This is a genomic window from Pseudoalteromonas arctica A 37-1-2, from assembly GCF_000238395.3.
In the GTDB taxonomy this organism is placed as follows: domain Bacteria; phylum Pseudomonadota; class Gammaproteobacteria; order Enterobacterales; family Alteromonadaceae; genus Pseudoalteromonas; species Pseudoalteromonas arctica.
Genome location: NZ_CP011025.1, coordinates 131,540 through 158,493 on the forward strand (window position 1 = coordinate 131,540; position 26,954 = coordinate 158,493).

A 26,954-nucleotide genomic window follows, 5' to 3' on the forward strand; every position below is an offset into this window, starting at 1 on the left:
ACTCAGGTGGCCTTTTTTAATGCCTGAAGAAAAGTGTCATATGAAGGTGGCGCTCTTACCTTAGGCGTAGGTGCTTTGTAGCAATTATCGTAGCGTAATAATTAACATTAAAGTTAATTGTTAGAAAAAGGTCACTCAGGTGGCCTTTTTTAATGCCTGAAGAAAAGTGATTTGCTCCTAGGTATAGCTTTGTTGCCGTAGCTTGGGTTGAGTTTTACGAAACCCGAGGAAAAAGGTTGCTGAAAATAACTGAGCTCTTAGATATAAAAAAAGCACGGCTAGGCCGTGCTTATATTGAGTTAGCTCTTGGGCTTTTAGCCAATTACTAATATATGATAAAAGCTTTAATGCTTTTTAGCATACTCTTCAGCTTGTTTTAAAACTCTTAATAAATTACCGCTAAGAATCTTTTTAATGTCTTTGTCGCTGTAATCTCTGTCCATTAAACCTTGAACAAGATTAGGGTAGCTAGATACATCTTTTAAACCGATAGGTAATGAATCGCCAACTCCATCATAATCAGAGCCAATACCTACATAATCAATACCAATTAGCTCAACTACGTGATCAATATGGTCAAGCACCTGCTCAAGGCTTGCAAATGGGTATGGGTTTTTAGCACGGTATGCAGCATCAAAATCTTTGCTTAATTTAGTGCCGTCTTTTTTAACGGACTCTTTTGTGCTTTTTAACTGCTTGCCCCAACTGCCTGCTTTAGCGGTAACAAAGCTTGAGCCAAAGTTAATTTGAATAACGCCGCCATTTTCTTTAAGTGCCAATAGCATATCGTCATTCATATTACGCTCAAAGCCAGGCGTGTATTTACGAAGTGATGAATGTGAGGCAATTACGGGTGTTTTAGATAGATCCATAACCTGATAAAACGCATCATCAGAAATATGCGATACATCGATTAGCATACCAATATTATTCATTTCAGTGACAAGCTCTTTACCAAATGGGCTTAAGCCTTTCCATTTACGGCGTATATCGTAAGACGAGTCCGAAATATGGTTGCTTTGCGAGTGCGCTAGCGTAATGTAGCGAATGCCACGGTCGTAAAAGTGCTGAAGGTTTTTCATATCCCCTTCAATAGGAGAGCCGTTTTCCATACCCATGGCTATAGAAAGCTTACCTTGTTTAAATTGCTCTTCTATATCAGTGCTTGAGCTAGCAATAGCAAACTTATCGGGTGCGCGCTGGGCTATGGCTTCCATACTATCAATCATTTGATTGGCTAGCTGGTAGCTTTTTCCTTTACCTTCAAATTCCAAATGCGCAGGAATATAAATCGACATAAATGGGGCATTTAAACCGCCTTTTACAGCGCGAGGGTAGTCAAAATCGCCATCAGTTGTCGCTTTAGTTACATCAACCCAGCTTTCGTGAATTCGATAAGGTACGTCGATATGGGTATCAATTAAAATGGTGTCTTTAGCGAGTTTAATTGCCTTGTCAGATGCTGTTATTGTTTGTTCTGCTTGGGCTTGGCTAGTTAAAGCTAGTGATATGGCTACCACTAGAGTGCTGAGTTTTATCATGTTTTGGCTCTTTGGGTAAAAAGCCATTGTGTATGTTCAATTCAAAAGTTACAAGTACTACACCTTAATCAAACGCCTCTGCTTGATGCTCTTCACTTTGCAGCGCTTTAAATTCGCCCTTAGAAATAATAGTAACTGACTCATGTAATTCAGAGAAAAACACCATTGCTTCGCCATTTTTAAGCTGAAGCTTAACTTGGTTAACTTTAGATTCGATGCTTGCTTCTACTTCGCCATAATCGGTGCCTTCGCGCAGTACGTAGCTTTCTATTAGGTTGTATAGTGTATCTTTATCGAGTTGTTCAAAAGGGATAATCATAATTGCTCTTTGTTTGCGTTGCCTAAAACATGTTGCCCAAAATAGCATGGCACGGCTTTCTCTAACCAAAATATAGGCTTAAACGGATTTTTACCGCTAATAAAACCAACGTGTCCGCCTTTGTCAGAGATGCGCAGCGTAACATGCTCACTTACGTCTTGCCTACTTGGTACGGCCTTAATTGAGAGCATAGGGTCGTCTTTGGCATGAATAATAAGTGTAGGTATAGCGATATCTTTTAAGTACGGCATTGCACTGGCTTTGCGATAGTAATCGTGTGCGTTTTCAAAACCATGCAGAGGGGCTGTTAACTGATTATCAAACTCTAATAAATCGTCAATTTTCATTAACTGTTTTGGTGTTAGTGAAATTTGCTGCTTAATTTGTGGCAGCTTTCGCTGCATTGATTTTTTCATGCGATCGAGCAGATATTTTTGGTAAATTTTACCTAAGCTTTTACGAATAACATCGCTTGATGACGACAAATCATAAGGAGCAGATACCACCGCTGCAGCACTTAGTGGGCATGCTTGTGATTGTTCACCTAAGTATTTGGCCAGTACGTTACCGCCTAACGAAAAACCTACAGCGACCATAGTGCGCTCAGGAAATTGCAGCTTTAAGTGATTTATAAAAAAGGCTAAATCGGCGGTGTCACCGCTGTGATAAGCACGTGGCAGGCGATTTACTTCAGTTGAGCAATTTCTAAAGTGCATAAGCACAACTGCATATCCTTGCTTTTTTAACGCCTTCATCATGCCTTTGGCATAAAAGCTATTTATATTGCCCTCAAGGCCATGTAAAACAACGGCAAGTGGAGCGGTTTCGTTATGTGGAAGTGACCATGCGAGCTCAATAAAGTCACCATCAGGTGTATCAAGTTGCTCAAGTTCGTAGCGAGTGTGGTGAAATGGGCGGAAAAAACGCGGCATTATGGTTTGAACGTGACGATTGGTCATCCACCATGCTGGTTTGAACTGAGAGATCATGTTTGTACTACGCACTTTGTATTAAACGAAAAGCTAGTGTACCAAATTTTTCGCTTCAGAAAATAAAAAGCGCCTAACTAGTAAACTAATAAGGCGCTTTAGTGCGTCGTGCTTAATTTTGTTCGGGAATTTCTGCATCATGTATTTTTTTCAAAAAGAAAAAAGCAAAAAAGATACACAAAGAAACAACGATGGTTAAAAACCCAAAAGACATAAATAAAACTGGATCTGTAAAAAAGTCTCTAAAGAATACGTTCATGAGTTGTTCCCCTCGTTGTTGATGGGTTAATCATAGGCGGTGTTTGCAGGTCGCAACGTGATCGAGATCAAGTTATTTACATAAGCAGATATAGGGGTGAAGCTAAGTTGATTTAGATCATGCTTTAAAGGCTACTAAGTTATTATCACTGAGAGCTAAGAGAGTTTTTCACTTTACCTAAAAGCGTAGCGCTTTAAACTTTTTTGAGTAAACCACTTAAAGATTTTTTGCACAAAGAGAAAAGAATGAGAAGTAAATGAGGGTAGAGCAACAAACTGCTCAATATTTATATCTAAGTAATTTAGTTTGTTTTCCTCTAAAAGCCCCCTGTGTCAGGATAGTTGTCGCCTCTAACTTTTAATAGAGGCAGATAAAATGAGACGTCGATTTACACAAGAATTTAAAGTTCAAGCTGTTGAAAAAGCATTATCTCAATGTGATGATGTTCGCCTAGAAGATATTGCGCTTGATTTAGGCATCGGTTATTCAACCTTGCAACGATGGATCGCGCTTGCTAAAAACCATGAACTTGAAACTAAAAATAATGGTAGTCACATGACAACAGAAAAACGCCCTCATGACTGGAGCTTAGAAGAAAGGCTTAACGCCATTATTGAATGTGCGAGTTTAGATGAAGCAGCTCTTAATGAATATTGCCGTGCTAAGGGGCTTTACCCGCATCATATTAAACAATGGAAGCAAGATTTTGCTAAAGGGCCTTCAACGAAGCCCGTAAAATCAGACAGTAAACAGCTCAAACAAGAAATTAAGCAGCTTCAAAAAGAGCTTAATCGTAAAGACAAAGCGTTAGCAGAAACAGCCGCCTTACTCGTACTCAAAAAAAAAGCAGATGCGCTTTGGGGTTTCAACGAGGACGATTAACCAGCTCAACTGAGCGTCATGAATTGATAAAGCTCATTACCGACGCGCAGAAATCAGGGGCAAGGCAAGAAAAAGCATGTGAGTTACTTGGTCTAACGGCAAGAACAATTCAACGCTGGATTGAAGCTGATGATATGACAGATAAGCGAACAAGTACGATAAAGCGACCACCTAACAGGCTAACTGAATTAGAGCAACAGCGTATAATTAAGACGGTTAATTCAATAGAATATGGGCATTTACCACCCAGCAAGATAGTCCCTAAACTATTGGATAAAGATGTGTGGATAGCATCAGAAAGCTCGTTTTATCGCGTTATGAAATCGCATAAATTATTAACACACAGAGAAAAAGTTAAACCAAATAAAAAGATAAAAAAGCCAAAAGCGCTCAGGGCAACACGTGTAAACGAAATTTATACATGGGATATCACGTATTTGCCAACAGCTGTTAAAGGTCAGTTTTTATACTTATATTTAGTGATGGATATTTATAGTCGAAAAATAGTTGGTTGGCAGGTTCATGACACACAACTAAGCACACTGGCGGCTGATTTAATGGTAGATATTTGCAGGCGAGAGCAGGTAAAGCCTGAGCAAGTCACGTTGCACTCGGATAATGGCAGTCCAATGAAAGGGGCAACGTTATTAGCGACATTGCAGGAGTTAGGTATTGTTCCTTCATTTAGCCGACCGTCTGTGAGTAATGATAATCCTTATTCTGAATCGCTATTTAAGACGTTAAAGTATCGCCCGGAATACCCTGAGAAAGCCTTTGAAAGCATGGGTAGCGCAAGAAAGTGGGTTAGCGGATTTGTTGATTGGTACAACGATGAGCACTTGCACAGCGGTATTAAATTTGTCACGCCAAACCAGCGTCATTTAGGATTAGATAAAGCGATACTAGCGAAACGTCATCAGGTAAATGAGATGGCGAAATTACAGAATCCAAGTCGTTGGTCAGGAAAGTCTCGAGATTGGACGATGATCAATGAAGTAAATTTAAATCCAGAGAAAAAAGAAGCAATGCGGGCGGCATAAAATTTAATTTGATGCGACAACTAACTTGAAAAACTCCGAAAGCGAAGCGCCTCTTAACCTCTTTGTGAGTAAATTACTTAAAGGTCTTTGCGCAAAAAGAAGAAAAAGAGAAGAAAATTAGGGCAGGGTAATAAAATGCTGAGCTAAACAACCGCTCAATATTTATATTTTTACCTAAGTAATCTAGTTTGTTTTCCTCTAAAAGCGAAGCGCCTCTTAACCTCTTTGTGAGTAAATTACTTAAAGATCTTTGCGAAAAAAGAAGAAAAAGAGAAGCAAATGGGGGCAGGGTAATAAAATGCTGAGCTAAACAGCCGCTCAATATTTATATTTTTATCTAAGTAATCTAGTTTGTTTTCCTCTAAAAGCGAAGCGCCTCTTAACCTCTTTGTGAGTAAATTACTTAAAGGTCTTTGCGCAAAAAGAAGAAAAAGAGAAGAAAATTAGGGCAGGGTAATAAAATGCTGAGCTAAACAACCGCTCAATATTTATATTTTTACCTAAGTAATCTAGTTTGTTTTCCTCTAAAAGCGAAGCGCCTCTTAACCTCTTTGTGAGTAAATTACTTAAAGATCTTTGCGAAAAAAGAAGAAAAAGAGAAGCAAATGGGGGCAGGGTAATAAAATGCTGAGCTAAACAGCCGCTCAATATTTATATTTTTATCTAAGTAATCTAGTTTGTTTTCCTCTAAAAGCGAAGCGCCTCTTAACCTCTTTGTGAATTATTTACTTAAAGGTTTTTTGCACAAAGAAAAGAGAATGAGCAGTAGAGGAGGTTATAAAAAGTCGCAGCCTAAGTGGCTTTCATATACAGCTCAATATTGTTTGGTTCTGCATGCTGGATTAATTCAAACTCATTTACTGCTTCAATCAACATATGTTGCTGTTGCTTTTCAAGCTTTAGCTCAGCGCTTAGTAACTCTGCGCGTATTGTGGCGTAATCACTTATCGTATTCTGATTAGCTTTTAAATAGCTACGAGCAGCGCGCAGAGGCTGTAATGCATAAGTATCAAATTCACTAACTACTTGCGTTAACTCATTTAGCTGTTGGGTATTAATACTTAAATTTAATGAGTCTAAATAAAGTAGCAATAAGCATAAATTAACGTTTTTTCCTTGCTGGTTTTGTAGTGCCAGCAAGGTTGTTTGTTGATCAGGCTTTGCGTACAAGGTGCACGCAAACTGCCAAAAATGGTCGCTATTGAGCAAGTTCATCGGCGAATGCCTGCTCTTTTTCTTCCATTTCTTCAAGTGCCATAAGTAGCTCTTCTTCAACTTCGTTAAGCTTAGGCGTAAGGGTTGCTTGCTTGGCTAATAACTCTTTAAGCTTGGCTTTGTTGTCGTCGTTGTAGAGTTCGTTATCACCTAAGGTCACTTCAACTTCACTTAATTCGGCGGTAAATTTATCGAGTTGCTTTTCAAGCTTTTCAATTTGCTTTTTAAGTGGCTGAGTGGCTTTTCTAAATTCAGCCTCTAAGCGCTTTTGCTCTTTTCGGTTAACGCCTGGGTTTGCTTTAGGCTCGTCGGTTTGCTGCGCTTTAACCGCTTCTTTATTCGCGTTAAGTAACCATTGATAATACGCATCTAAGTCGTAACCAAACTGGGTTACTTTGCCGTTATCTACTAAGTAAAACTCATCGGCAGTATTTTTAAGCATATGGCGATCATGCGAAACGGTAACCATAGCGCCTTCAAAGCCTTGTAGTGCCATAACAAGTGCATGGCGCATCTCTAAATCAAGGTGGTTGGTTGGCTCATCCAGTAATAATAAGTTTGGCTTTTGATATACCAACATGGCAAGTACTAAACGTGCTTTTTCGCCGCCCGAAAACGGGGCTACAGGCTCAAGTGCTTTATCGCCAATAAAGGCAAAACCACCTAAAAAGTCACGTAGTGATTGTTCAGTGGCTTTTGGGTCTAGTCGTTGTATGTGCGTTATTGCACTGGCTTTTAAATCAAGAGATTCCAGCTGATGCTGCGCAAAGTAACCAATATTTAATCCGTGATGCTGAATAACTTCGCCCGCTTGCGGCTCTAAATCACCAGAAAGCAGTTTAATTAACGTTGATTTACCCGCGCCATTTCGACCAAGTAAAGCAATTCGGCTACCTGGTACAAGGTTTAGCTCTATATTATTTAAAATAGTGACGTCACCATAACCCGCTTTGGCTTTATCTATTGTCATTAGTGGGTTTGGTAATGCTTTTGGCTCTGCAAACTCAAAGTTAAATGGCGAGTCGGCATGTGCTGGCGCTAGTTTTTCCATGCGTTCCAGTGCTTTTACACGGCTTTGTGCTTGTTTAGCTTTACTGGCTTTTGCTTTAAAGCGCGTTATAAATTGCTCTAAGTGTGCAATTTGATCTTGTTGCTTATCAAACATCGCTTGTTGTTGTAGCAAGCGCTCTGCTTTTTGGCGTTCAAACTGCGAGTAGTTACCTTTGTACACGTTAATAAGTTGCTTATCTACGTGCCAAATTTGATCAACCACCGCATCTAAAAACTCACGGTCATGCGATATAAGTACAAGGGTGCCGGTATAAGCACGCAAAAATCGTTCAAGCCAATAAACGGCATCTAAATCAAGGTGATTTGTTGGCTCATCGAGTAATAGTAAATCGGCGTCGCGTATTAATGCTTGGGCAAGGTTTAAACGCATACGCCAACCACCCGAAAACGAGCTTACAGGGTTTTTTATTAGGTTATTGGCAAAGCCTAAGCCGTGTAATAGCTCACCGGCGGTTGACTCAATGCTGTAGCCTTTAATATTTTCAAGCTGAATATGTACTTTGGCTTGTGTGTCGCCATCGTTGTTTTTTTCGGCCTCACGCAGTGCTATACGCATTGCGTAGTATTCTGGGTGGCCTTGAAGTACATAATCAATCGCGCTTATTTCAAGTGCAGGTGTCTCTTGCTTAACAGAGGCAATAGACCAATCTTTTGGAATGCTGCAGTTACCGGCATCTAGTTGCAGTTCTGATTTTAGTAAACCAAATAACGTTGATTTTCCGCAGCCATTAGCGCCAACAAGGCCTACTTTGTGCTCTGGGAATAATGTAGCTGATGCGTTTTTTAATAAGGCTTTACCGCCACGAAGTAGTTCTATTTCTGAGATTTGGATCATGAATGCGTTACTTTGCTGTGCCCTTGTTAAGTTGGCGCTATCATAACATAGAACTTAATGCTCTTATCAAGCGTATCAACAAGTGAAGTTATACGATAAAATAGCGGCAGTTCAAACCACAGGAAAAATGTTGTGAGACAAAAGAAGCGATTTATTGCTGGTGCATCGTGCCCTGACTGCAAAGCCATGGATACTATGATGCTATACAGAGAACATGATGTTGAAAAAGTAGAGTGTGTTGAGTGTGGTCATAAAATGGCGCAACCCGATAACGCTGTTCAGGCGTCTACTCGTCAATTTGAACAAGTAATTGGTGTATTTAAACCGGGCGACTAACCCGGTTTTTTATTGCCTAATTTTTACCGGTTTTAGTAATGCGGTGGAGGCGGCTCAGGTGCTTCAGACATCATAGACGATGATGACTGCGACTCTTTAATTTTTTCTGCTAGCAGCTCAGTTTGGCGTTTCATTTTTGCTAACAGTTGCTGGTGCACTTTTATTTCATCATTTAAGACTTCAATTGTTTCGTCTTGAAAAGCCACTTTGGCTTCAAGTTCCATTAAGCGATGTTCAATTGTGTTCATTATTCTCTCGTATAATAAATCGCTCTGCGATACCGCTGGAGCTTTCGGTTAACAACGACTTACCGTTATCTGTAAATGTCACATCTAGTACCACCGCAGATTTAGGCTTACTGCCTTCGCGCGGGGTAACCTGCCAAGTTTGAATTTTTTCACCGCTTGGTATTTGCCACAAATCTACGCGCTTATTTGGCGAGCCGGTTGCAAGCAAAGTGCCTTGTTCGTTAAAACGCACAGCAGTAAAAATTTTCTGACGCGCAATATACTTCAGTTTACTCACAAGATCACCTGTAGTCAGCTTCCATACATTTGCTTGTGCCATACTGTCGGCCGTAAACGCATAGCGACCTTGTGGATCGAGCGTTACTTGGGTAACACGCGTTGGGTGATTAAAACGATGAATTACTTGACCTGTACGTGTGTCCCAAAAGTAAGCAACATAATCGTTAGAGCCACTTAATGCGTAATGCCCGTTAGGTGACAGGTCAACGGTATTAACTTTATCTTGATGACCTAAAAACTCAATACGACGTCCGGTTTCTAGGTTTACAAATACGACAACGCCGTCGCTACGGCCGTATAAAACACTACGGCCTTGATTGCTAATGGCAATATCGCGAATACTGGCTTTTTGTATTTTGTAATAACCTTTATTTTTGCCTGTGGCTATATCCCACACAGCAAACGTGGTTTTTTCGGCGGTAACAGCCACGCTGTTATCAAAAGCAATAGCAACGGCGTATACCAAACTGTCTTGATCTTGCTGCTGAAACCATTGGTATTTTAGTACCTGCTGTTGATTATCCCACAGGGCGACCCCATGGTTGATAGAGGAGATCAAACTGTATTTACCATCGTTTGAAAGTGTTGATGAAAACGCACCTTGTGCAGCATGTTCGTAACTTGCTACAGCGTGTTGTTTTTTATCGGTACAGGCGATGGCTAAAAAACAGCTAAATACGATTAAAAAAGTACGAAATATCGACATATTACAGGTATTTCCCCTTAACTCTTAGTGACTGAGAGGTTAGACTAGGACGCGTTAAATGCCTAGGTTGTTTGTCTAATCACTGGATATGTTTTTAGTTTAGCTAACAATGTGGAATTTAGTCATTAAACAAGCAGCCTATCATGTGGGCCGTTAATCTTTAACTAGTAATAATACATTAAAATGACAACTGCAAAGTGTGTCGGAGATTTAAAATGAAAAAGACGATTAGATTGTCATTGATTGCAGCGTCAGTTTTAGCGCTTACAGCTTGTAATCAAGAAGCAAAAAAAGAACAAGCTGAAGTTAAATTAGACACTGTAGAACAGCAACAAGCATACGGTATTGGTGCATCTGTAGGTAACTTTTTAAATAAAGACCTAGCAGACAAAACAGAAATTGGTATTGAGCTAGACCAAGCACTTTTAATCCGTGGTTTTGAAGATGCACTTGCTGGTAATGCAAAAATTGACGAAGAAAAAATTCGCGAAGTATTAACTGAACTAGATACATCAGTACGTACTAAGCAAGAAGAAAAAGCAAAAGTAGAGTCTGAAAAAAGCAAAGAAGCGGGTGTTAAATACCTAGCTGACAACGCTAAAAAAGAAGGCGTTACAGTAACTGAGTCTGGCCTACAGTATGAAGTACTTAGCGAAGGCGATGGCGAAAAGCCAGTAGCAACTGATGTAGTTAAAGTACACTACAAAGGTACTTTATTAGACGGTACTGAGTTTGATAGCTCATATGCACGTAACGAACCTACAACTTTCCCTCTTAACCGCGTAATTGCTGGTTGGACTGAAGGTTTACAACTTATGTCAGTGGGTTCTAAGTACAAGTTCACTATTCCTTCAGAACTTGCTTACGGCGACCGTGACTTAGGTAAGATTCCAGCTAATTCAACACTTGTATTTGAAGTTGAATTACTTGAAATTCAAAATGAAGAAGCACCAGCACAATAATAAGTTTATTGTGTAAATGCAAAAAGGGACCTTAGGTCCCTTTTTTAATATGCGTAAATAACATATTAGTTTGCGTGATTAGAAAACAAGTTATCAATAAGCTCATCTTCAAGTGCAAAGCGTGCTTCTAATGCCTCACCAATAACAGATAAGTCATCATCAAAACCCTTTAACAAGTCTTCTTTGTCTACTTCAGCGTACTTATCATTAAAATCTAACGCTATGTCGGTTGTACTGGAAATACGCGGGTAAATAGAGTTTGCAAGCTCTTGGCTCTGTAAGCCCTTTTTTTCACATGCTTTTGCTATATCGTCATACACTTCAAAATGGCCCGCAGATAGGTAATCCATTAAAAGTTGGCAAAATGATTCAATTAGTTTTGGCTCTGGCAATGCTTGATCTTGTTTTTCGTACGGCGTAAAACCTGCAATTTTGCAATAAAGTACAATAAGGTCTTGGCGTTCGTTTAGCCATTTATCAATTACTGTGTGGCTACCACCCCATTTTTGTTGAGCTTTTTCTACACGCGTCAGCATAACTGTTCTCCTAGCTGGGTTGGTCTTTCAATTAGAATATAATAAGTTTATGTACATCAAGATATATTTAATTTGCGAGTATATCAACAAGTAAAGTTGAGCTACTTTGAGGGGTGTACCTTTTTATATAATCTAAGGCGAGAGATTTTATTTTAGGCAAGAAAAAACCACCAGTTACGGTGGTCTAATTTCTTTCAGTGACTTGTTATAACAAGCTTTCTTATTTTTATGAGATGATTTTTATTGTTATTATTTTAAAACATTTATTTTTATTGTTTTAAGATTTTTATTATTGTTTTTGTTAACGCGGGACAAACAATAACAAGGTTTTTGTAATGTTGCAAACATATTAATAAAAAGTTTTAAATGTTATTCTTTTTTGCTTGTTTTATAGTCAAAATGGATTGAAGCACGCCATTATATTGATCTGCCTCTAGGTAAAGCTGTTTTCGTCCCTAAGCAATAGAGGGTCGGAGAATATGGTGGTACAATCTTGCACAATTTATACAAGTCTTAGGATCATTTACGCCATGAGCGAATTAAAAAACGACCGTTATTTACGTGCACTTGCAAAACAACCTGTTGATGTAACTCCGGTATGGATGATGCGCCAAGCAGGACGCTATTTACCAGAGTATCGCGCTACACGTGCACAAGCGGGCGATTTTATGAGCCTGTGCCGTAATGCTGAGCTTGCATGTGAAGTAACACTGCAGCCACTACGTCGCTACCCGTTAGATGCCGCTATATTATTTAGTGATATTTTAACGATTCCAGATGCGATGGGTTTAGGTCTTTACTTTGAAACTGGCGAAGGCCCTAAGTTTGAACGTCCTATTTCATCACTTGCTGATGTTAAAAAAATTCCAAAGTTAGATCCTACAGACGAGCTTGGCTACGTAATGAACGCAGTAAGCACTATTCGTCGTGAACTTAAAGGTGAAGTACCGCTTATTGGTTTTTCTGGTTCACCTTGGACGCTAGCAACTTATATGGTTGAAGGCGGTAGCAGCAAAGTATTTGGTAAAATCAAAAAAATGGCGTTTGCAGAGCCGCAAACACTTCATTTATTACTCGATAAGTTAGCTGACTCAGTTATTGATTATTTAAATGCTCAAATTAAAGCTGGCGCGCAATCGCTAATGGTATTTGACTCATGGGGTGGTGTATTAAGCCCGCGCGATTACAACGAATTTTCACTGCAATATATGCATAAAATTGTAGATGGCTTAATTCGTGAATACGATGGTCGTAAAGTACCGGTTACTTTGTTTACTAAAAATGGTGGTCAATGGATTGAAGCTATTGCAGCAACAGGTTGTGATGCAATTGGTCTTGATTGGACTATTAATATTAGCGACGCTAAACGCCGTGTGGGTGATAAAGTAGCTCTACAAGGTAATATGGACCCATCTATGTTACACGGTACACCAGAGCGTATTCGCCAAGAAGTAGGCACTATTTTAGAAGACTTCGGTACAGGCAATGGCCACGTGTTTAACTTAGGCCACGGTATTACACCAGATGTAGATCCTGAAAATGCTGGTGTATTCATTAATGCAGTACATGAGCTAAGTGCTAAGTACCATAAGTAATAGCTACTTAAATAAACTTTAAAACTGTTTAAAAGTAAAAAACCCGCTAAGTTGCGGGTTTTTTGTTACCTATTTATAAAGGCTTTTAAAACTACTTATACCAATTCGCTTAATTAAGTGATCTATTTTGAGGGAAGAAAATCGTGTCGATAACAAGGCAAAAATTTCGTTATTTAGTGTTCTATATCAGAAATTTTTAACGTAGTTAACGTCAGATTTAACCCCTCAAATTGATTAAGTATTATTGCGGATTGGTATTATTTAAGCAGTTATTTAAATAAGCGATTTAAACCATTTAATGCCGCAACACGGTAGGCTTCAGCCATGGTTGGGTAGTTAAATGTGGTATTTACAAAGTAGTCGATATTATTGCCACCATTTTTTTGTTCCATAATAGCTTGGCCAATGTGAACAATTTCAGAGGCACGCTCGCCAAAACAATGTACGCCAAGTACTTCTTTGGTTTCGGTGTGGAATAATATTTTTAAACTACCTACTTCAGTACCAGCAATTTGCGCACGTGCCAAATGCTTAAACTGAGCACGGCCAACTTCATATGGTACTTTAGCGGCTGTAAGCTCTTGCTCGGTTTTACCGACTGAGCTCATTTCTGGGATGGTATAAATACCGGCCGGAATATCAACAATCAGGCGGTCGTCACAGTTACCACACGCAATTGCATCAGCAGCTATACGACCTTGGTCAAACGCAGCACTTGCAAGGCTTGGATAGCCAATTACATCACCTACAGCGTAAACGTTATCAACTTCTGTTTGATATGTTTCGTTAACTTTTAATTGGCCACGGCTATCAGCTTTTAAACCAATGGCTTCAAGGTTTAATGTATCAGTGTTACCAGTACGGCCATTAGCAAATAAAATACAGTCAGCTTTTACGCGTTTGCCTGATTTTAAATGCATAATAACGCAGTCGTCACGCGTTTCTATTCGGTCAAACTCTTCGTTATGACGAATAACAATACCGCTGTTCCAAAAGTGATAGCTAAGCGCGTCAGATATTTCAGCATCCATAAAAGCAAGTAGTCGGTCGCGTGTATTAACTAAATCAACTTTAGCGCCTAAACCTTTAAATATAGAAGCGTACTCACAACCAATTACACCAGCGCCGTATATAAGTACGCGGTGAGGGTCGTGTTTAAGACCTAAAATAGTGTCGCTCTCATAAATACGAGAATGCGTAAAATCGACTTCTGGTGGGCGATAAGGGCGTGAGCCCGTTGCTATAACAATCGTTTTAGCGGTCAGTCGCTCAGTTGAACCATCATTTCTTTTTACTTCAATTGTGTGCTTATCTACAAAGCTCGCATCACCTTGAAACATATGAATGCGGTTACGATCGTAAAAGCTGCTACGTAAATTAGATTGCTTAGAAATAACAGAACTGGCATGACGTAAAATATCAGGAAATGTTAAGCGGCTAGGGCGCTCACCAACATTAAATAACGGATTTGCTTTGTATTCAATATAGCGGCTAACAGAGTGGCGAAGCGCTTTTGAAGGAATTGTTCCCCAATGTACACAACCGCCACCAACTGATTCTTGGCGTTCAATAACCGCTACTTTTTTGTCGTTTTTTGAAAGGTTCATGGCGGTACCTTCACCGCCAGGACCCGTGCCAATAATTATTGCATCATATTGGTATGTCACGGGTACTTTTTTTTGTTCTGGTTGTTTGGCCACAGCCACTCCTAAATTAATTAAAAGAGGCTTTTAATAACCTCGCATTAAGTGCTAGCCATGCCTGTTTTTGATTTTCCCAGGCGGCTTCCAACTCATGGTATTGTGCCATTAATGCTGAGCGTTCACACTGCTTTGCCATGTTATTTTTTTTAACTTCTAACACTTGTTTTTGTAGTGAACAATAATTTTGCAGTTTTTTCAGCAGTAAATCGTACTCTTGTTGTAATAATGTAATCTTATCTTGTGCTAAAGGCAATTTTGCAAGACGCGTTTGCGTTTTGCTCATTAGCGTTTCGGCCTTTGCTTTTTCGATACGTTCAACAGGTGTACGCTTTAGTTTATTGGCTAAACCAACAGCGGCTAAAGAGCGGATCATCCATTTTGTTGGATCGTAATGAAACCATTTAATACCGTTACGGTAGTCGCTTGCAAAAATATGGTGGAAGTTGTGATACCCCTCACCGTATGTAAATAACGCTAAAAAACCGTTATCGCGTGCCGTATTTTTTTCGGTGTATGGGCGAGAGCCCCAAATATGTGCAACCGAATTTATAAAAAAGGTAAAGTGTTGGCTTAGTACTAAGCGTAGTAAACCTGCAAGAATTAACATACCCCACACATCACCAACTAATAAACCAAGTGCAAGAGGCAAACCTACGTTCATAGCAAGTGCTAGTTTTAAGTAGTGCTTATGTTGCCACATAACGACTTTATTTCGTTGTAAATCACGACAATTACTATAGTCGTTGTAGCTATCGCCTTGGTAGTCACGTAACATCCAGCCGATATGGCTATACCAAAAACCATTGGTAGCCGCGTAAGGGTCTTTTATTGGGTCGTCAACTTGACCGTGATGTATACGGTGATCGCTACTCCAATGCAAAGCACTGTTTTGTAGTGCAAAAGCACCGCCAAGCGCAAAAATAAATTCAACAGCAGGGTGTGCGTTATAGGTTTTATGTGCCCATAATCGATGGTAGCCGGCAGTAATTGATAAGCCTGCATAAAACATGCAGCCAACAAAAGCAATCCAATGCGCGCTGGTAAATCCGTAGCTAATGGCGTACCAAGGTACAAGTGTGGCAGCCGCCAAAAAGGTTAGGCTAAAAAATAGGACGTTTGTCCAAATAATCGGTGGTTTATTCATAATTCTCAATCTCAGCGTACAACTGTAAGCTAAAATAGTATTTCAAACTCTCGTCGTCAAGTATTAGACTGTACAATTGAGCTAATATCACTAAATATTCATATAAAATAATTCAGGGAGCTGTTGATGTCGGGTGTTAGAGCGCAACAGAAACAAAAAACACGACAGGCGTTAATTCAAGCGGCATTTAATCAGCTGAGTGCTGATCATAGTTTTTCGAATTTAAGTTTACGCGAAGTAGCACGAGAAGCTGGTATTGCCCCAACTTCTTTTTATCGTCATTTTAAAGACATGGATGAGCTAGGTTTAACCATGGTAGACGAAGCAGGCTTAACTCTTCGCCAACTAATGCGTCAAGCACGCAGACGAATAGCAAACGATGGCGGCAGTGTTATAAATACCTCAGTGGTTACTTTTATGGAGTTTATTGATAACTCAAGTAACCAATTTAGGTTGTTGCTGCGAGAACGATCTGGGACTTCTAAAGCATTTAGAGCCGCTGTAGCCCGCGAAGTAAAACATTTTATTTTAGAGCTGGCTCATTATTTAGAAAGTGAAACTAAATGTAATGCTATGCATGCCTATATTCAGGCTGAATCTATGGTAACGCTCGTATTTAATGCGGGTGCAGAAGCGCTCGATATAGAAGGATTGCAACGCGACGAATTGATTGAGCGCGTTATTTGGCAGCTGCGTTATATTACTCGTGGAGCCGGGCATTACGTAAGAGAAACGAATAAAGAAGCATAGCTTAAAAAAATTGCAAAAAGTTAATATAAGCACGGTATATTGCAGTGCTTATTAATTTAAGCGTCGCTGGTTACGTATTTGTTATTTTAATTCTTTATATGGACCTATGTTGAATTAAAAAACCCAATTGAATCGTTTTTAAATCTATTATGTGGAATATTTATGCTTGCTTGGTGCGGCTATGAATGTTAAAAATAGGCTTCACTGAACACACACACAAGAAAACAAGATGCATATTATTCGTTTAATTACACTAAAACTTAACCTCTTACTGCTATGGCAAGTAAGCGGGGATTAGTGTGTTTGCATCGAGTTGAACACTAAAAACCCCGCAATTGCGGGGTTTTTTTTATCTCGCGGCTGGGATTAATTGAAATTTGGGTAACATAGGAATGAGGGGCAGTTATGCAAGAGCAAGATAAAGTATGGATTTTTGATACCACCTTACGTGATGGCGAACAGGCGCTTAAAGCAAGCCTTACTGAAGATGATAAAATTCAATTAGCACATACAATTAGCCGCTTGAATGTGGATGTGATGGAAGTGGGTTTTCCGGTTTCGAGCCCTGCTGATTTTCGCTCGGTGCAACGTATTGCAACCGAAGTAAAAGGCCCGATTATTTGTGGTTTGGCACGCTCTGTTGCTAAAGACATTGAAGCCTGTGGCGAAGCACTTCGCACAGCACAACAAAGCCGTATTCATACTTTTATTGCTACAAGCCCTTTGCACCTTGAACATAAATTACGTATGAGCCTAGACGATGCAACGGCAATGGCTGTTAAATCAATTAAATTGGCACGTAACTATACTGATGATGTTGAGTTTTCGTGTGAAGATGCCGGTCGTACGCCGCATTGGGATTTATGTAAAATTGTTGAGCAGGCAATTAACGCCGGAGCTTCAACGATTAACTTGCCAGATACCGTTGGTTTTGTAACGCCAGACGAATACGCTGCGATGATCCGTCATTTAATGAATAACGTGCCAAATATTGATAAAGCGCGCTTAAGTGTGCATTGCCACAACGATTTAGGTTTAGCAGTAGCAAACTCAGTAGCTGCAGTGCAAGCCGGCGCACGTCAAATTGAGTGTACTATTAATGGCATTGGTGAGCGTGCTGGTAACTGCTCGCTTGAAGAAGTGGCGATGATCATGAAAATGCGCCACGACCACTTAAAAGTATACACAGATATTAAAAGTGAAGAAATTTACCGCGCATCTCGCCAAGTGGCTAAAATTTGTAATATGCCAGTACAGCCAAATAAAGCGATTGTTGGCGAAAACGCCTTTGCACACAGCTCTGGCATTCACCAAGACGGTGTATTAAAAGCGCAAAATACTTATGAGATTATGTCGCCAGAAAGCGTGGGTGTGCCAAGCAACCAATTAAATATGACTTCGCGTTCGGGTCGTCATGTTATTGAGCATCGCCTAGAAGAATTAGGCTATCAAAAATCTGATTACGATATGGATGGCTTATATAAAAGCTTTATCGAATTGGCTGACCAAAAAGGCACAGTATACGATTACGACCTTGAGGCGATGATTTACTTTAATCAAATTAACGACAAAGACGAAAAATACCAATTAGAATTTGTTAACTCAGCCTCTAACTCACAATCGGTAGCAAGCTCTACTATTGGAATGCGCATTGATGGCGAAGCTAAACAAGAAGCCGCGACAGGTAATGGCCCAGTTGAAGCTTCGTTTGCAGCTATTGAGCGCTTAACCGGTATGAGCGTTGAAATGATTGAATATAACTTAGAAGCGACAGGCCAAGGTGCAAGCTCATTAGGCCAAGTGAATATTATAGCTAAATACGATGGCCGACCTTACCACGGTGCGGGCATTGCAGCGGATGTGGTTGAAGCGTCGGTACGCGCCATGATCCGTGTTTATAACTTAATTTATCGTGCACAAAAAGTGTCTGATTTAAAACAACAAAGGAAAGCAGGATGAGTAAAACAAACTACAGCGTTGCGGTATTAGCTGGCGACGGTATTGGTCCAGAAGTAATGGCAGCAGCAGAGCAAGTACTTGATGCTGTGAGCAATAAGTTTGGTTTTACCCTAAACCGCGAGCATTATGCAATTGGCGGCGCAGCCATTGACGAATTTGGTAAAGCATTACCAGAGAGTACACTTACTGCGTGTGAAAACTCAGACGCTATTTTATTTGGTTCGGTAGGCGGTCCTAAATGGGAAAACTTACCACCAAACGAGCAGCCTGAGCGCGCATCGTTATTGCCGCTTCGTAAGCACTTTGGTTTGTTTTGTAATTTACGCCCTGCACAGTTATTACCTGCATTAAGTGCAGCGTCGCCACTTCGCGCTGATATCAGCGAAAAAGGGTTTGATATTTTATGTGTGCGCGAGCTAACCGGTGGCATTTACTTTGGTGAAAAAGGCCGCAGTGGTGAAGGCGCAGAAGAGTTTGCATTTGATACGCAAACATACTCACGAAAAGAAATTGAACGTATTGCACGCTTTGCTTTTGAAGCTGCAAAACTACGTAGTAACCATGTTACCTCGGTTGATAAAGCAAACGTACTTGCATCAAGCGTATTATGGCGCGAAGTAGTAACCGAAGTAAGCAAAGACTACCCAGAAGTAAGCTTAGATTACATTTACGTAGATAACGCCGCTATGCAGTTAGTTAAGCAGCCTAGCCAATTTGATGTATTACTTTGCGATAACTTATTTGGCGATATTTTGTCAGATGAGTGCGCCATGATCACAGGCTCAATGGGCTTATTACCATCGGCAAGCTTGAATCAATCGGGCTTTGGGTTGTACGAGCCAGCAGGCGGTTCAGCACCAGATATTGCAGGTAAAGGCGTTGCAAACCCAATAGCACAAATTTTAAGTGCCGCATTAATGCTACGTTACTCGCTAGGGCAAGACGAAGCTGCACGCACCATTGAAAAAGCAGTAGCAGAAGCCGTAGAAGCAGGCGTTGGCACACCAGATATATATCCAAATGCAGGTTACAGCACAAGCGATGTGGCAGCAGCCATCGTTTCACGCATTTAATAACATATTAAAGTTGCAGCACCGTTATGCTGCAACTCAAACAGATTAGGGAATTAGCAAGTGGCCCAAACGTTATACGAAAAAATTTGGCAATCACATACCGTTGCCAGCATAAACGAGCAAACCGACTTACTTTATATTGACCGCCATTTAGTGCATGAAGTTACTTCTCCGCAGGCTTTTGCTGGTCTACGTGAAAAAAACCGTACTGTACGTTGCCCAGAAAAAACCTTTGCAACGATGGATCACAACGTATCGACTAAGAGCCGATCACTTGATGCGGCAAGCGAAGTATCTAAAAACCAATTAATGGCGCTTGATAAAAACTGTAAAGAGTTTGGTATTGTGCTTTACGATTTAAACTCAATTAATCAAGGTATTGTGCACGTAATGGGCCCAGAGCAAGGGATTACTTTGCCTGGCACAACCATTGTATGTGGCGATAGCCATACCTCTACGCATGGTGCGTTTGGCGCATTAGCGCATGGTATTGGTACGTCTGAGGTTGAGCACGTATTAGCAACGCAAACGCTACAGCAAAAAAAGGCGAAATCGTTAAAAATTCAAATTAACGGTGTATTGCGTCCAACGGTTACGGCTAAAGATTTAATTATGGCGGTAATTGGCAAGTTAGGTACCGCTGGTGGCACAGGTTATGTAGCAGAGTTTTGTGGTGCAGGCATTGAAGCACTTTCAATGGAAGCCCGTATGACGCTATGTAATATGAGCATAGAAATGGGTGCAAAAGCGGGTTTGATTGCATCTGACCAAATTACTTATGATTACTTAAAAGGTCGTCCGTTTGCACCAAAAGGCGCAGATTTTGATGCAGCCGTTGAATATTGGGAAACATTAAAAACGGATGAAGGCGCACACTTTGATTTAGTTGTTGAGCTAAATGCCGACGACATTCAGCCGCAAATTACCTGGGGCACAAGCCCAGAGCAAGTAATTGGTGTTGATGAGTGCATACCCGATCCAGATAAAGAGCCAGATTTAATTAAAGCCGATGCCATTCGCAGCGCACTTAAATACATGGACTTAAAAGCGGGCGATAAATTATCAAGCGCGAAAGTAGACACGGTATTTATTGGCTCATGTACAAATAGCCGCATTGAAGACTTGCGCGCTGCTGCAAAAATTGTTGAAGGCAAACATGTGGTAGCCGGCATAGAGGCGTTAATTGTACCGGGCTCTGGCTTAGTTAAAAAACAAGCCGAAGACGAAGGCTTAGCCGATATTTTTAAAGCCGCTGGCTTTGAATGGCGCGAACCAGGTTGTTCTATGTGTTTAGCGATGAACGATGACCGCCTAGGAGCAGGCAAGCGTTGTGCATCTACTTCTAACCGTAACTTTGAGGGTCGCCAAGGTCGTGGCGGGCGTACCCATTTAGTTAGCCCCGCAATGGCTGCAGCCGCTGCAATACATGGTCACTTTGTTGATATTAGAGGAGAAGCCTAATGAGCGTATTTTTTAGTGGCTTAATGGCCCCACTTGATAAAAACAATGTTGATACTGACCAAATTATTCCTAAGCAGTTTTTAACATCAACTAGCCGTGAAGGTTTTGATGCTGCATTATTTTATGATTGGCGCTACCTAGATAACGACGAGCCAAACCCTGACTTTATTTTAAATCGCCCTTGTTACCAAGGCGCGCAAATATTATTAACGCGCGATAACTTTGGTTGTGGCTCATCTCGTGAGCACGCGCCATGGGCGCTTAAGCAATATGGTTTTGAAGTAATTTTGGCTGAAAGCTTTGCAGATATTTTCTTTAATAATTGTGGTAACAACCAAATGCTAGCCATTGCATTACCTGCCGATACGCTTGAGCAATTGTTTGTACTTAGCGAGCAGCACGACGATATTAACATTGAAATCGATCTTGAAAATCAAACACTAACAAGCAGTAAGTTTGCACCAATTAGTTTTGATATTAGTAAAGAGGTAAAAGAACGTTTGTTAAGTGGTTTAGACTTTATTGGTGTAACCGAAACGCTAAACCCACAAATTGATGCGTTTGAAAAACAACTAGCGACTGAGCGTTCTTGGCAGTAACGCTAAATATATTTGACATGATCGTCAGCATACAGTAAATTTGATGCATCGGCTCGGCACAGCTCATATCCATATTTTTAGCGGATATCAGCAGTCCCGGGCTTTTTGCGTTTTTGTGAGCATATAAATGGATAATAAAATTGCAGTTTTTGTAGACGGAGGGTTCTTTGTAAGGCGGGTAGAGTTTTTTAGCCGGAAATACTTTGGGGCTCAGAAAGTCTTACCTGAACATATGGTTTCCATAATGTTGCACATCATAGACCAACATCAAGTCCATTTGAAAAAAGATATTCTCTATCGTATTTATTACTACGACGCACCTCCTTTTACTGAGCAGTTACGCGAACCGGTTGTACGACCGGGAGATAAAGGAGGGGCAAGAACGAAGAACTTTAAGACAGATCCTAGAACTATTCGACAGCTAGACCTTCACCAGCAACTATCGAAAACGAGAAAAGTTGCTTTGCGAATGGGTGAGCTTGCTGCTACTAAGCGTTGGATTCTCAACGAATACGCTCAAAAAAGTTTGCTAAAAGGGGATAAGCGTATTGACGAACTCACGCCTGAGGATTTCCATCCTGATTTTCAACAAAAAGGTGTAGATACACGTATAGGTATAGATATAACAACCCTTACCCTTAGTCAGTTTGTAGATACTATGGTTCTAATAGCTTCTGATGCTGACTTCGTTCCGGCTGCAAAGTTAGCTCGTACTCATGGTGTAGATGTTGTTCTTGATCCGCTATTCGGCACTGTAGCAAAAGGTCTTGAAAAGCACATCGATGGTAAAAAATCTTTTGATATTGTGAAAAAGTTATCTGAACTTTTTAATGTTCAACCAAACCCTATACCAGAGTGGTGGGGTGTTGGTGATTGACATTCTTCTAATCGAAGCGAGTTAAATAAATATCAAAAAAGCACGGCAATTGCCGTGCTTTTTTGTGGGTAAATATTAGATGTGGTAGCTAAAGGTTAATGCCTAAAGTCAGCCATTAACGCAGGTATACCGGGTAACATGCCTACAATTGCCATTACAGTGGTAAGTAACACAAACATAATAAGTGGAATCACCCAGCGGCTCATTTTAGTTAGCTCAGCGCTGCGCTCTTTACAGCCAATCAGCCCTAAGTTATCAAGTAACATAGTAAGTGACCAACCAAAAGCAGGATTAACCAAGGTCGAAGCAAACACCACAATAGCGGCTGATTGCGTCGTTTTACCTTCGCGCGTCATTTCCATGCCAGCTTCAAGTAGCGGGATAAACACCCCAACAATAAGCGCTACACACAATACCGGCTGCCAAATTGCTAAATCCATAGGGTAACCCCATAAACCAGCAATAATACAAAATAATGCAGTTAAAATAGCGCCAGCAGGTATAGGGCGTTTAGCAATAGCGGCAGGCACAATATAAGTACCCCAAGAGGAGGCAAAGTTAGCACCACCGGCAAGTGAGCCGAATGTTTGTCTAACCGATGCACTTAGCATGGTGTCGTCGATATTCATTTGTACTTTTTCAGTGCGTTGCGGATAGCTTATTTTTTGAAATACTTGATGGCCTAAAAAATCAGGAGACCACATAGCAACGGCGAGCACTGCAAATGGGAGTACAACAACAAAGCTTTCAAGCGTTGGTAGGCCAAGCATCCAGCCCGTGTTTTCGCCCCACCAGTAAGCTGGGTTCATATTTGGTAAACCCGGTGCAGTATGAAACTCAAACGGTGCGCCTAAGGCAAAGGCAACCACGCCACCAATAAGGCAACTTAACGGCACGGCTAACCAACGCTTTTTAAAGTGCTCTAATAGCGCATACAATAAAATGGTGGCTAAAATAACAATAAACGCAATGTGTGCCATATCAATAGCTTCAGCCCAAGCAAACAGCTTTTTAACTTGCGAAATAGTACCAATAAAGCCTAAATAAATAAGTAGCCCGCCACATACACCTTTACTGGTTAGGCGCGCGAGCATACTTCCTCCCTTGGTTATGGCTAAAATAAAACCAAAGGCACCAATGAGTAAGCCAAACGCCATAGGGTGACCGCCAGCAGCAACAACAATAGGAATTAACGGAATAAGCGGGCCGTGAGTACCAGCCAAGTTGGCTGTAGGTAAAATAAAGCCTGAGAATAAGATGATAAAAATAGAAACAATGAGTAATTCGTAGCGCACATTTTCTAAAACAAAGGCATCGCTTAATCCAAGAGGCGCTGCAAATGTTGCCGCAATAGCCCCCACCATAACGACTTTACCAATAGTGCCCGCCATTGCAGGAATGGTGTCTTCAAATTCAAATCGGTAATCTCTAAACGGTAAATTCGGACGCCAGCGCTTAGGCTGCATAATTTGTAATTCATGTTCGAGATACTCGTCGCGAGTATTAAACTCTGAACTCGGCTTGTGAAGTTGCTCGTAGCTTTGAGCATCCTTGTGCGTGTTTGATGGTGCATCACCGGGTGGTGTAGTTTGCATGCGTTCTCCTGCAACATTGTTGCTTAATCAAATAAATACGGCTTTTGTTAAAGCAAATGAATATTGAACATGCAGGGTAAATCAGCTCTTAGGCTGGGATGTATAGGCAAAAGGTCGTGCATGGTTGTTTTTAATACAGTTAATCTGACAATCAGCTTTACGTTAAAAATTATAAAATTACACAAAATGATTTAAAGTTATTACAAATCAATGGTTTGATTTTTATTTCAAGGAGTTTGATCACTGTTTATAGCGGGGAATAGTGTTAATGGCAGGTTATTATCCTTTAGTCTTAGTGGCTGTAAAAGCCGCTTTGTTTGAAAAGCTTATTGGTAGCAGCCGTTAATTTCGTTTTATTTGTGGTGAAATAATACTTCTGTTACTTTCGGATTGTTAATAACAACAATAAAGAATAGAGATGCAACTCAACTCCCCTAAATCAATTGGTATTTTACTTGGTACGCTTTACGGCATATTTATGCGGCTGTTTGTAGAGCTAGTCAATGCTTACAATTTAGGTAGCTTAGTCTCTATATCATTTATGTTTTTAGTGCCTGTTGCTATTGGCTATATTCGTATTCACTTTGAGTACAACGAATCAAAAACATTAACTAAAAGGCAAATGATCACGATTGCTTGGCAGCCTATTTTTGTTTTTTTATTTGTAAGTATAATTACTTTGCTTGAAGGGAGCATTTGTGTGGCAATGGCTTTGCCTGCTTTTATGTTTTTTGCCAGCATTGGTGGGTTACTTGCGGGCTTTGTTAGAAAACGTAAAATAAAAAAAGCGAATAGTTCTTTATTATCAATCGCGTTGTTACCTATATTGCTCTCACCTATTGAAGTTAACTTTTTACATTTATCAAAAACATACGAAGTAACAAATTCAATAGCTATTAACGCGCCCATCAATGTTGTGTGGCAGCAGTTAGCTAATGTGAGTGACATAAAACCACAGGAAGCTGTCTCTTGATCACAAGTCTGACTCAAGAGATTTTGCTAAATCGTAGCCTTCCAGGATGGCTTGTAACTTAAGCCATCCTTGCCATAACACTTTCACAGATGCACGCCCTGTGCGCTTGGTATCTTTCCAGCCTCCTAACTTTGCCAGTTCCTGATACGCCCATGACATATTTGGAGCAGTTTCAGGCAATGGTGTTTTTATTCTCTTTAACCACAATAACTTCCATGCTTTGGGAGATAACAGTTGTTCACAACTTGGAGAATCAGGCTGCTCATTGGTGAACTTTAGTTGCAATATTCGCGTCGCAATAAAGCCATTAATCGTCACCAATCTTTCCATGTTATCTTGGCTTTGAAGGCGTAAACTTTCGATATCCGTACCATCACTTTTCCAGACTTTATGGTATTCCTCTACAAGCCAACGGTGCTCATAGTAGGTGATGATAGCTAAAGCGTCTTCTTTGCTGGTGACTGGTTCACTGGTTAATAGGTGCCAGCTTAAGCCGTTCTCAGCGTTTCCTCGCTCTGCACAGCCGACATAGTAAACTGGGAGGGAGTGTCCTTTCTTATTGTAAGGCGCTTTGAGTGTCACTGGCGCATAGGTGATATCCAGTGTTGCGCTTCGGGCTTTTCTTCCTCCTTTTTGTGCAATGTGGATGTGTTTGGTGCCTGCACTCATCAGCTCGCTTGCAAACGCATAGAGCTTATCCTCACCTTCTTCAATATGACGACTTTGCATCGAGCGTACGACGAATCGTTGCTGCTCGCTCAGTTTATACTGCAAGTATTCGTAGATGTCCGCTTCGCGGTCACACACCGATATCACGTTCGCCATTTGTCCTTGCAGCCGCTCTGCCATCGCTCGTGACGCTGACTCCCACTTGTAACTTTCTTTTTCTTCGTAAGAAGTCGTCGCGTGTTTTTCTCTTTTTCCAATCGTGTTGATATCACGACTCCAGCGAGACTGTTCAATTAATCCCACAACTTGCTTTGTGTCTGGCGCAAACAGTAATACGCTATGAGCTAACAAGCCTCGTTGTTTTGCTCCTCGTCCGACATGACCCAAATCATCTCGAATGGAGGAATGTTTATAAATTAGTGTGGTCGTGTCTTCTAATGCGAGTAATAAGTTATGACTTTTTGCTTGTTCAACCGTGGCTTTAAAGCCTGACTCTGCTATAGCCGTTGCGTCAATATTCTCGTTGCGAATAAAGCGGTAGGCACCTTCCATATCGGCGGGGGATTGAGTGATGTTCACAAGTGGTTTTCCTGGTTCATTTGCAAGCGTTGATGCTAACTTTACCAGACGCGCTGTTCTTCTTGGATCACCTAAGTCCGATTTACCGAATTGTTGTTTTGCCCAATGAGTATGTTCGTTAATCATAATGTGCCCTCAAACAAGATTTGAAGATCTGATCATGACATTGAGATTTAGTTCAAAAAAATCCCCGCTAATTTCTTAGCAGGGATTTGTGTATAAGAGACAGCAGGAAGTGCCTTTTTCACTCACTCAATTAATTGGCGTACCAAAGCCATTAAAGGCAAGTATGAATGCTAGCGGTATAGGCGCTGTTCGCACAAGTACTTGGCAAAAAGGCGTTGTGTTTAAAGAAGTAATAACCGACTGGCAACCAAATAAACAGATGCATTATAGATTTGATATAGACCCTGATGCTATCCCCGATGACGCACTCGATAAACACGTAAAACTAGGCGGTGAATACTTTTCACCTCTTTACGGTGGATATGAGTTAAGTGAAGATAAAAGCGGCAATACGATTTTAACGTTAAAAACGACCGTGCAAGATAATACAAATTTTGGTGTTTATTCGCGAATATGGGGGGAGGTGATATTTCAAGATTTTCATCATTCACTTTTAACGTTGATGAAAAACAGAGCTGAAAAGTCACTTATCGCAGCTGTTTCTTATAATTAGCTTAAACCATCATATTTCTAAAAAATATTACACACTAAAAGGTAAAGCCTTTGCATTTGCAAAGGCTTTTGTTTTAACTG

Annotated in this window: 22 protein-coding genes and 2 pseudogenes; 12 read left to right on the forward strand and 12 right to left on the reverse strand. The window is 40.6% G+C overall.

Annotated features, from left to right (window positions below; genetic code table 11):
- Positions 1–344: 344 nt before the first annotated feature.
- The 3 genes from PARC_RS00630 to PARC_RS00640 all read right to left on the reverse strand — a co-directional run bounded on the left by PARC_RS00630 (position 345) and on the right by PARC_RS00640 (position 2,849).
- Positions 345–1,541 carry a dipeptidase gene (locus tag PARC_RS00630; RefSeq protein WP_010555524.1) on the reverse strand — a complete coding sequence of 399 codons (1,197 nt, stop codon included), beginning with the start codon at positions 1,539–1,541 and terminating at the stop codon, positions 345–347.
- 64 nt (positions 1,542–1,605) lie between these two features.
- Complete coding sequence (locus PARC_RS00635; RefSeq protein ID WP_007582257.1) at positions 1,606–1,860, reverse strand: YheU family protein; 255 nt, start codon at positions 1,858–1,860, stop codon at positions 1,606–1,608.
- Positions 1,857–2,849 carry a hydrolase gene (locus tag PARC_RS00640; protein WP_007582255.1) on the reverse strand — a complete coding sequence of 331 codons (993 nt, stop codon included), beginning with the start codon at positions 2,847–2,849 and terminating at the stop codon, positions 1,857–1,859. Before PARC_RS00640 ends, PARC_RS00635 begins: the two co-directional genes overlap by 4 nt.
- Before the next feature lie 634 nt (positions 2,850–3,483).
- Between PARC_RS00640 and PARC_RS00645 the strand changes: the two genes are divergently transcribed.
- A protein-coding gene (locus tag PARC_RS00645) for an IS3 family transposase (RefSeq protein WP_096058043.1) occupies positions 3,484–5,030 on the forward strand; the annotation gives its coding sequence in 2 pieces (ribosomal slippage) (positions 3,484–3,943 and positions 3,943–5,030; 1,548 coding nt in all).
- Between the two features lie 792 nt (positions 5,031–5,822).
- Here the strand turns inward: PARC_RS00645 and PARC_RS00650 are convergent.
- Together PARC_RS00650 and PARC_RS00655 are read right to left on the reverse strand one after the other, a co-directional pair.
- Positions 5,823–6,245, reverse strand: coding sequence for a TIGR02444 family protein (locus PARC_RS00650; protein WP_010555444.1), 423 nt, complete (start codon positions 6,243–6,245; stop codon positions 5,823–5,825).
- Entirely contained in the window at positions 6,229–8,151 is a 1,923-nt protein-coding gene (locus tag PARC_RS00655; RefSeq protein ID WP_010555445.1) for an ATP-binding cassette domain-containing protein, read from the reverse strand. The genes PARC_RS00650 and PARC_RS00655 overlap by 17 nt, the downstream gene beginning before the upstream one ends.
- Positions 8,152–8,283: 132 nt before the next feature.
- On the opposite strand from PARC_RS00655, the gene PARC_RS00660 reads away from it, so the two are divergent.
- Positions 8,284–8,487, forward strand: a complete 204-nt coding sequence (locus tag PARC_RS00660) for a YheV family putative zinc ribbon protein (protein WP_007378899.1) — start codon at positions 8,284–8,286, stop codon at positions 8,485–8,487.
- Positions 8,488–8,519: 32 nt separating this feature from the next.
- On the opposite strand, the gene PARC_RS00665 is transcribed toward PARC_RS00660, so the two are convergent.
- Together PARC_RS00665 and PARC_RS00670 are read right to left on the reverse strand one after the other, a co-directional pair.
- Entirely contained in the window at positions 8,520–8,735 is a 216-nt protein-coding gene (locus PARC_RS00665) for a SlyX family protein (RefSeq protein ID WP_007378900.1), read from the reverse strand.
- Positions 8,722–9,720: a WD40 repeat domain-containing protein gene (locus PARC_RS00670; protein ID WP_010555446.1), complete on the reverse strand. Its 999-nt coding sequence runs from the start codon at positions 9,718–9,720 to the stop codon at positions 8,722–8,724. Before PARC_RS00670 ends, PARC_RS00665 begins: the two co-directional genes overlap by 14 nt.
- Before the next feature lie 215 nt (positions 9,721–9,935).
- Here PARC_RS00670 and fkpA point away from each other — a divergent pair, with 215 nt between their 5' ends.
- Positions 9,936–10,682 (forward strand): FKBP-type peptidyl-prolyl cis-trans isomerase, encoded by a 747-nt coding sequence (gene fkpA / locus PARC_RS00675; RefSeq protein ID WP_007582243.1) that lies wholly within the window; start codon positions 9,936–9,938, stop codon positions 10,680–10,682.
- A gap of 65 nt (positions 10,683–10,747) precedes the next feature.
- Here the strand turns inward: fkpA and PARC_RS00680 are convergent, their stop codons facing one another.
- Positions 10,748–11,218 (reverse strand): Rsd/AlgQ family anti-sigma factor, encoded by a 471-nt coding sequence (locus tag PARC_RS00680; RefSeq protein ID WP_007582240.1) that lies wholly within the window; start codon positions 11,216–11,218, stop codon positions 10,748–10,750.
- A gap of 530 nt (positions 11,219–11,748) precedes the next feature.
- On the opposite strand from PARC_RS00680, the gene hemE reads away from it, so the two are divergent.
- Positions 11,749–12,813 carry a uroporphyrinogen decarboxylase gene (gene hemE / locus PARC_RS00685; RefSeq protein WP_002961084.1) on the forward strand — a complete coding sequence of 355 codons (1,065 nt, stop codon included), beginning with the start codon at positions 11,749–11,751 and terminating at the stop codon, positions 12,811–12,813.
- Positions 12,814–13,082: 269 nt separating this feature from the next.
- On the opposite strand, the gene sthA is transcribed toward hemE, so the two are convergent.
- The gene (gene sthA, locus PARC_RS00690; protein ID WP_007582237.1) at positions 13,083–14,513 is read right to left on the reverse strand and encodes a Si-specific NAD(P)(+) transhydrogenase; all 1,431 of its coding nucleotides are present in this window, start codon (positions 14,511–14,513) and stop codon (positions 13,083–13,085) included.
- Between the two features lie 13 nt (positions 14,514–14,526).
- Complete coding sequence (locus tag PARC_RS00695; RefSeq protein ID WP_007582235.1) at positions 14,527–15,660, reverse strand: acyl-CoA desaturase; 1,134 nt, start codon at positions 15,658–15,660, stop codon at positions 14,527–14,529.
- A gap of 126 nt (positions 15,661–15,786) precedes the next feature.
- On the opposite strand from PARC_RS00695, the gene fabR reads away from it, so the two are divergent.
- From fabR to PARC_RS00725, 6 genes are all read left to right on the forward strand, one after another.
- The gene (fabR, locus tag PARC_RS00700) at positions 15,787–16,410 is read left to right on the forward strand and encodes an HTH-type transcriptional repressor FabR (RefSeq protein WP_010555448.1); all 624 of its coding nucleotides are present in this window, start codon (positions 15,787–15,789) and stop codon (positions 16,408–16,410) included.
- Positions 16,411–16,815: 405 nt separating this feature from the next.
- A complete protein-coding gene (gene leuA / locus PARC_RS00705; RefSeq protein WP_008171909.1) occupies positions 16,816–18,369 on the forward strand; it encodes a 2-isopropylmalate synthase in 1,554 nt (517 codons plus the stop codon).
- Positions 18,366–19,442: a 3-isopropylmalate dehydrogenase gene (leuB, locus tag PARC_RS00710; protein ID WP_007582207.1), complete on the forward strand. Its 1,077-nt coding sequence runs from the start codon at positions 18,366–18,368 to the stop codon at positions 19,440–19,442. The genes leuA and leuB overlap by 4 nt, the downstream gene beginning before the upstream one ends.
- Positions 19,443–19,502: 60 nt before the next feature.
- Complete coding sequence (gene leuC / locus PARC_RS00715; RefSeq protein WP_010555449.1) at positions 19,503–20,903, forward strand: 3-isopropylmalate dehydratase large subunit; 1,401 nt, start codon at positions 19,503–19,505, stop codon at positions 20,901–20,903.
- The gene (gene leuD / locus PARC_RS00720) at positions 20,903–21,502 is read left to right on the forward strand and encodes a 3-isopropylmalate dehydratase small subunit (protein WP_010555450.1); all 600 of its coding nucleotides are present in this window, start codon (positions 20,903–20,905) and stop codon (positions 21,500–21,502) included. The genes leuC and leuD overlap by 1 nt, the downstream gene beginning before the upstream one ends.
- 127 nt (positions 21,503–21,629) lie before the next feature.
- Entirely contained in the window at positions 21,630–22,379 is a 750-nt protein-coding gene (locus PARC_RS00725) for an NYN domain-containing protein (RefSeq protein ID WP_010555451.1), read from the forward strand.
- Positions 22,380–22,474: 95 nt separating this feature from the next.
- Here PARC_RS00725 and PARC_RS00730 read toward each other — a convergent pair whose 3' ends face one another.
- The gene (locus tag PARC_RS00730) at positions 22,475–23,974 is read right to left on the reverse strand and encodes a DUF3360 family protein (protein ID WP_007582201.1); all 1,500 of its coding nucleotides are present in this window, start codon (positions 23,972–23,974) and stop codon (positions 22,475–22,477) included.
- 418 nt (positions 23,975–24,392) lie between these two features.
- Between PARC_RS00730 and PARC_RS00735 the strand changes: the two are divergent.
- Positions 24,393–24,935, forward strand: a pseudogene (locus tag PARC_RS00735) (SRPBCC family protein); the annotation flags it as partial.
- 12 nt (positions 24,936–24,947) lie between these two features.
- Here PARC_RS00735 and PARC_RS00740 read toward each other — a convergent pair.
- On the reverse strand, positions 24,948–26,321 hold the full coding sequence (locus PARC_RS00740) for an IS4 family transposase (RefSeq protein WP_096058041.1): 1,374 nt from the start codon (positions 26,319–26,321) through the stop codon (positions 24,948–24,950).
- A gap of 97 nt (positions 26,322–26,418) precedes the next feature.
- Here PARC_RS00740 and PARC_RS00745 point away from each other — a divergent pair.
- Positions 26,419–26,874, forward strand: a pseudogene (locus PARC_RS00745) (SRPBCC family protein); the annotation flags it as partial.
- Between the last annotated feature and the right edge of the window lie 80 nt (positions 26,875–26,954).